Annotated in this window: 8 protein-coding genes; all 8 read left to right on the forward strand. The window is 36.7% G+C overall.

All coding sequences use genetic code 11. The features are described 5' to 3' along the window. The first annotated feature begins 170 nt into the window (after positions 1-170). Positions 171-644, forward strand: coding sequence for a hypothetical protein (locus tag KKC91_07945; protein ID MBU0478483.1), 474 nt, complete (start codon positions 171-173; stop codon positions 642-644). Between the two features lie 144 nt (positions 645-788). After that, positions 789-1,100: a hypothetical protein gene (locus KKC91_07950; GenBank protein ID MBU0478484.1), complete on the forward strand. Its 312-nt coding sequence runs from the start codon at positions 789-791 to the stop codon at positions 1,098-1,100. Continuing rightward, positions 1,100-3,076, forward strand: coding sequence for a hypothetical protein (locus tag KKC91_07955; GenBank protein MBU0478485.1), 1,977 nt, complete (start codon positions 1,100-1,102; stop codon positions 3,074-3,076). Before KKC91_07950 ends, KKC91_07955 begins: the two co-directional genes overlap by 1 nt. Positions 3,077-3,096: 20 nt before the next feature. Beyond that, positions 3,097-3,576: a V-type ATP synthase subunit K gene (locus KKC91_07960; protein MBU0478486.1), complete on the forward strand. Its 480-nt coding sequence runs from the start codon at positions 3,097-3,099 to the stop codon at positions 3,574-3,576. Between the two features lie 41 nt (positions 3,577-3,617). Further along, on the forward strand, positions 3,618-4,223 hold the full coding sequence (locus tag KKC91_07965; GenBank protein MBU0478487.1) for a hypothetical protein: 606 nt from the start codon (positions 3,618-3,620) through the stop codon (positions 4,221-4,223). Continuing rightward, positions 4,223-5,251, forward strand: coding sequence for a V-type ATPase subunit (locus KKC91_07970; protein ID MBU0478488.1), 1,029 nt, complete (start codon positions 4,223-4,225; stop codon positions 5,249-5,251). The genes KKC91_07965 and KKC91_07970 overlap by 1 nt, the downstream gene beginning before the upstream one ends. Beyond that, positions 5,244-5,552 (forward strand): hypothetical protein, encoded by a 309-nt coding sequence (locus tag KKC91_07975; protein MBU0478489.1) that lies wholly within the window; start codon positions 5,244-5,246, stop codon positions 5,550-5,552. The genes KKC91_07970 and KKC91_07975 overlap by 8 nt, the downstream gene beginning before the upstream one ends. Beyond that, on the forward strand, positions 5,549-6,159 hold a 611-nt coding region (locus tag KKC91_07980), incomplete at its 3' end, for a V-type ATP synthase subunit A (GenBank protein ID MBU0478490.1). The genes KKC91_07975 and KKC91_07980, both read left to right, overlap by 4 nt.

Raw genomic sequence — 6,159 nt, forward strand, 5'->3', positions numbered from 1 at the left:
ATGACTTTTCCTTTCGGTTTTTGTTGTAACTTATTATTTGAGAAGCAGTTACATTATATCAAGGCTGGAGGGGAAAGTCAAGAAATTAATGTTTGCAACTTCCTGTGTAACAGTGAGTTGTGAATTTTACAGGAGACTAATAAAATTATTAAAGAAGGGAGGTGAAACATATGAAGTTAACAAGTAAAGTTCTTATAATTGTATTAGCTATTGGTCTTATGATATCTACATCAGTGGTCTTTGCTGGAGAATTGGAAGCTAAAGGCGACAAGATATTGGATGACTGCTGTAAGAGTCTAACATCCTGCGGCGTGTCTATGGAAGATCTGAGCGGCGAGATGACCTCAGAGGTTAAGCCCATTATAGACGAGGCTAAAGCATGTATTAAGGAATGCAAAAAGAAGATAGCTATCGCTGAAATTGATAAAGATGAAGCTGTAATAGCTGACGCTAAAGCATGCATAACCAAATGCGAAAATGCAATAAAGGGGTGCACGAAGGTTAAAACTACTGCAGGATCTTTGGATAAAAGAGGAAAACTGCTGAAGGAACTTGCTAGCGAAGGGCCAGAAACATTCATGAATAAGATAGCAGCTAAGACTAAAAAGGCAGCAGGCAAGGTTAAACTAAAAAAGAAGAAATAGCTTTCTCTAATAGGGCTTATATTTTCAGGTAAAATGTTCTGGATTTTATGGGCCCTATTCTTTTGTCTAAATGCGCTTGACCCTCTCACAATATTTATGCTAACATAGCGCCAGTGTACGTCTTATATGTAATGGGAGATAGTTTTGATAGAAGAAGTAATAGAGAAGATAAAACAAGCTGAGCAAAAAGCATCAAAGCTTGTAGAAAGAGAAAAACAACAAACAAGTACAAAGCTAAAAAATGCCCAAAAGGATGCAGCATCTTATATTGAAAAGGCTGTTGCAAACGCAAGGCAAGAAGCAAAAAAGATACTGGCAAAAGCTGATATGCAGGCTAAAGCGCAAGTCAAAAAAATACGCGAAAATAATGGCAGATATCTATCTGCACTTGAGCAAAAGGCTAAACTCAAACAAGAGAGCGCCATAAAAATTATTCTAGAGGAGCTAAGGCATTAATGGCTATCTCTCAAATGCAAAAGGTCAATATAATTGGGGTTAAATCTCAATGTCCGGATGTTGTCTCTTTCTTGGAATCACTCAATATCATCCAGATTAATCATATTGGGCAAGCACAAGCTAAAAAACATAAAGACTTTCTAAAGCCAGTTCAGACAAACCTGGATCAATTCAAAAAAGAGCTTTCTGAACTTCAATCCACTATAGACTTTTTGTCGCATTTTGGGCAAAAAACAGGTTTTATCTCCAGTTTAATGGGCAGCAAAATCCTGCTATCAGCTGACGAATTTAAAAAAACAGTTCTAGGATTTGATTATAGAGAGATACATAAAACTTGTACGCTCATTCAGCAGGAATTGCATAAAACAGAAAGAGAAATTGGGGTGCTTCATGCTCAGTATAATCAGCTCATCCCGTGGAAACCCCTCAGCCTCTCTTTGGACACATTCAATATAACGGAGACTATTAAGTATGCATTTTTAACCGAAACTACTGGCAAATTTGCTTATTTTAAAACCCATATGAGTAAAAAATTCCCTCTTTTACACTGTGAAAAAGCCTCAAGCTATCAGGAAACAGAGAATATTGTAGCCATATATTTTCGCGATCAAGAAAAAGAAATACTTAGCGAATGCAAGAAATTGGGCGTTGAAAGAGTAGATTTATTCAATCTTAAAGGAACAGTAGATTCAAATCTTGAGAGAATATCCATAGAGTTGGAAAGACTCAAGCTAAAACATAAAACCCTTAGGGAAGACGTCTCTGAACTTACGCCTCATTCAGGCAAACTAAAGGTTGCCTATGATTATTTTCTAAGCTTAAACCATAGAACGTCCCTGCAGAATAAATTTTTAGAATCAAATGAAACCTTCTTGCTCGGAGGCTGGCTAAAAAAAGACGATGTTAAAAAATTTGAAAAACAAATTTCAGCAAGATTTCCAGAATCCAGCGTAATTAAAGTGGTCCCTGCTAAAGGAGAGAAAGCACCTATATATCTTGAAAACAAGCCTATATTTAAGCCATTTGAGACGGTAACTGATTTATATGGAACTCCAGCAAATACATCTCTGGATCCTACCCCTTTTATGGCTCCATTCTTCTTCTTATTTTTTGGATTATGTCTTACAGATGCTGGGTATGGTCTTATCTTAAGCACTATTGCTATTTTAGGCTTATCAACAATAGCCTATACGCCAGGTATTAAAAGATTTTTCAAGCTTATATTATATGTCGGAATATCAACAATTATCTGCGGAGTATTTACAGGGGGCTGGTTTGGTATAGATGCAGAGAAACTTCCGATATTTTTGCAAAAGACCGTCATATTTAATCCTTTAAAAGATTCAATGCAGTTTTTTATGATAGCCTTAGCCTTGGGTTTTATTCAACTATACTGGGGAATATTAATTAAAGCATATAATTGTGTTAAAAGCGGAGATTTTGCTGGAGCAATATTTGATCAGATACCATGGCTTATTATTATGCCATCACTTCTATTACTAACAATGGGTAAGAGCATGGGGACTTCTCAGCAAATTATTACAGTCTCTAAATGGACAGCTTTAGCAGGAGCTGCAGTTATAATTCTCTTCTTTGGAAGAGATCAAAAAAATCCAATTATGAGAGTTCTTTCCGGAACAATAATAGGCTGTCTATGGCTGGGCAAAGACATTGTTGGAAATATACTTTCGTATTCAAGATTGATGGCTCTGGGATTATCTACCGCAGTTATTGCTCTGGTTGCAAACAAGTTAGCGGGAATTGCTTTGGGGATTTCTATTCCAGGAGTAAACATACTTTTGGCTATTATTGTGCTTTTTATGCTGCATTCGTTGAATTTTCTAGTTAATTCACTCGGTGCGTATGTTCATTCAAGCAGGCTGCAGTATGTTGAATTCTTTCCATATTTCTTTGCTTCAGGAGGCGAGCAATTTGACCCTCTTACAAAAAACACAAAATATACAATAATTAAATAAACAGAAAAGGAGATTAAAGAATGGAAGTATACGTAGGGTTGTATATAGCAATACTGGGAGCTGCATTAGCTGTTGGCTTTGCAGGAGCAGGATCAAGTATTGGGATTGGTAATGTGGGACAATCAGCAGCAGGAGTATTAAGTGAAGAACCTGAAAAATTTGGCAACCTGCTCATTCTGGTAGCCTTACCGGGAACACAGGGAATATATGGATTTGTTATAGGATTTTTGGTTATGCAGAAGCTGGGATTAGTTACAGGGACGATTCCATCAGTGTCTCTTCAGCAAGGTTTGCAGATACTTGGCGCATGTCTGCCAATGGCAATAACAGGTTACTTTTCAGGTATTCATCAGGGTAAGGTGGGCGCTGCCGGCTGCGGAGTTGTGGCAAAACAGCCGAAGGACTTTATGAAAGCAGTAATATTTTCTGCGCTGGTTGAGACATACGCTATCTTCGGATTACTTGCATCTTTCCTGATTCTTAGAGGAATACAACTATAAAAATTCTTAATTTTAAATTTTTAGTTATGAATTAGACTATTATGTCCATTGAAAATATTATAAAAAAAATAGAAGCTGACGCTGAAGGGGAGTGCAAGGTGCTAAGAGACAGAGCAGCCCTGGAGATTAAACAGATACAGGAACAAGCAAAAAATCAGGCTAAAAAAGAGAGAGAAGGTATTCTGAAGCATGCAAAAGAGCAGGCAGAAAAAAACATGAATAAGGCTGTTGTTTCTGCGAATCTTGAGTGCAGGATTAAGTCATTGAAAGTTAGGCAGGACATAATCTCATTATGTTTCGAAAAAGCATACGGTAAGACCCTTAATTTGCCTCCATCAGATTATTTAAAATTAATGGAGCTGAAGTTGCTGAAACTTACAGAAATCGGAGATGAAAAGATAATATTTGGAGACCTGCACAGAGAAAAATTCAATAGTGATTTTATAAATCGAATAAATAAGAAACTGGTTTCAGGAGGAAAAAAGGGAAGGATTTGTATTTCAAATGCTTCAAGACCCATTAAGGCTGGTTTCATCTTGATAAAAGAGAAACAAGAGATCAACGCATCCTTAGAACAATTAATTAAGATACTAAGGCATAAATTACTAATAAAAATAAACAACGTTCTCTTTGGACAGCAGGTATAATGTTTATTGATAAAGCCTCATACGTAGAATATAATCCCGAATATTTGTTTGCTGTAGGCAAGCTAAGGGTCTACGAGAGAAAACTCATTAATAAGGCAACTCTTACCCAACTCATCGAATGTAATGGCTTTGGGGAACTGGTTTCCATATTAAGCGAGAGAAATTATTCAGATAATATATCCTCTGTAGAAAAGCCTGAAGATTTAGAAAATCTAATATTTGACGAAATGTCAAACACTATAGGTGAGATAAAAAAACTGTCTCATGATGATGAAGTAACCAATTTATATCTATTCAGGTATGATATGCAAAACCTGAAACTCCTGATAAAGGCCGGAAAAAATTCTGAGGATGTTAATCATGCTTTGCTCTATAGGAGTGTAATAGACACTGAGAATCTTGAGGATTCAATAAAAGAAGAAATCTTTTCTGTATTCCCGGAATCTCTCAGAGACAAAATAAGAACAATATGGCTCGAGGAAGTACAGCAGGGAAACCTTCAGGACGCAGAAATTCTCTTAGATAAACTATGGCTGGAAACAGGATTTTGTTACATGAAAGATAGTGGGCAAATATTCCTGAGGGACTTGTTCTCCGTATTAATTGATATATATAACATCAAGGTGATCCTTAGAACCAAAGTTATGGGCTATGATTCAGAGAGAGTTAGGAAATACATTGCAGAAGGAGGTTTTATTGACAAATCTGTCATGTCAAACTCCTACAACATGGAATTAGAAGGAATAGTAAAATCCTTTCAGTTCTCAGATTATAATAAAATTATTAAACCAGGAGTTGAATATTTCGAAAGATATAATTCTTTCTGGAAATTTGAGCAGTTATGCAACGACTTTTTAGTTGAGTTTGTGGATATTGTAAAATTCTTGGTTGCTAGTGTGTCAGCCCTCATACGATACCTGATAATTAAAGAAATCGAGCTTAAAAATCTGAGAGCTATTTTAATCGGAAAAAATAATGGGCTTTCATCTGAACAAATCAGCCAAAATTTGGGGTGCGCATATGCCTAGCATTGCAGTAATTGGTAAATCAGATACAGTTTCTGTATTCTCTGCATTTGGCATAAGTGCCTTTCCAATAGATAACCCAGAAGATGCAGTGTTAAAACTTAATGAGCTAGTTTCTCTAAACACTGATGTTGTTTTAATTACAGAAGATTTGGCAAGTCAAATCAGACATGTAATTTCTGAGATAAGCATAAAGACTCAAACCAGTATTACCGTTATCCCTGACCATAAAGGGTCAAAGGGATTGGCAGCAGCAATAATTAAAGATACTGTAAAAGAAGCAATAGGAATGGATATTATATGAACGGCAAGATAATAAAAGTTTCAGGACCTCTGGTCTTAGCAGACTGCATGCAAGACGCAAGAATGTTTGATTTGGTAAAAGTAGGGGATAAAAAGCTCATTGGAGAGATAATAGAATTAAGAGGCGATGTAGCCTCTATTCAGGTATATGAAGAAACAGCAGGAATTGGTCCTGATGAACCCGTTATATCAACAGGCAGACCTCTAAGTGTAGAATTGGGACCTGGATTAATAGAATCAATATATGACGGTATCCAACGTCCTTTGGATATACTGATGGAGAAAACGGGGGAATACATTACCAGAGGTGTTTCTGCCCCGGGAATTGACCGCAATAAAAAATGGCATTTTGTGCCGTCTGCAAAAAAAGGGGACACTGTGCGTTACGGAGATGCAATTGGAACAGTTCAGGAAACAAACACAGTTATCCACAAAATAATGGTGCCTTCAGGAAGGGAAGGTAAAATAGAAAAAATTACAGAGGGTAAGTTCGCTGTTGAAGATACAGTTGCAGTAATTAAAACTGACAAAGGCCCTAAGAACGTTACAATGCTGCAATACTGGCCTGTAAGAATTCCAAGACCATATCAGAAGAAGTTAGTGCCTGA

The organism is bacterium, assembly GCA_018812485.1.
Lineage (GTDB): Bacteria > JAHJDO01 > JAHJDO01 > JAHJDO01 > JAHJDO01 > JAHJDO01.